The sequence below is a fragment of the Bacillota bacterium genome (assembly GCA_024655925.1).
GTDB lineage: Bacteria > Bacillota > DTU025 > DTU025 > JANLFS01 > JANLFS01.
Genome location: JANLFS010000126.1, coordinates 1 through 738, shown reverse-complemented (window position 1 = coordinate 738; position 738 = coordinate 1). Strand labels below are relative to the sequence as shown.

General features: G+C 62.2%; 1 protein-coding gene. It reads left to right on the top strand.

The window, feature by feature from the left end; translation table 11 throughout:
• Positions 1-303: 303 nt before the first annotated feature.
• Positions 304-738: TIM barrel protein (locus NUW23_14255; GenBank protein ID MCR4427322.1), on the top strand; the 435-nt coding region annotated here is incomplete at its 3' end.

Genomic DNA, 738 nt, shown 5'->3' with positions numbered 1-738 from the left:
TATAACGATGTTCCGCTTGTCACACGCATGGCCGGTCGCATGTACCTTGCTGCTGGGCCGTTCGGGAGGCGCGCTAGACCCGTCACGCCATCGTGCTGCCCAGCGGGATGACCGGCGTAGCCGTCGGCTCGGCATGGTTCGAGATGGGCATGCAACCGCGGAGTGCCGCGCCGGGCAGCATGAGTGCACGATCAGGGGCGTTGTGCGCGTGCACCTGTGCGGCTGAACTGCTCATACCCCCGGTAAACCCTGTGATCGGGTCCGACACTGTCGGCCAGGCTGGACTAGGACGGAGCGTACGCCATGAAGCTTGGTGTTGCCACCTTTCTCTACAACGATAAACCCCTGGAGGAAGTCTGCCAGTACGTCTCAAGCCTCGGCTACGAGGCTGTCGAACTCGGCGCCTGGCGCAGCTCCAACCATTTCGATCTGGAGGCCTGCCTCAAGGACAAGGACTATCGCCGCCGGCTCACGGAGCTTCTCCGGCGTCACCAACTGCAGCTCTCCGCGCTGAACAATGCTCTGGCAGGACAGTTGGTCCTTGGCCCGCACGGGCCGGCGACCGACTCGTGGGCTCCGAGCAAGGGACCGGAGGAGAAGATTCTGTTTGGCATAGAGGAGATGAAAAAGACCGCGCAGGCGGCTGACGCGCTGGGTGTTCGCGTGGTCGCCGGCTTCGTGGGCTCGCATGTCTGGGAGAAATGGTACATCTTTCCTCCTGCCTATGAACAGGAATAT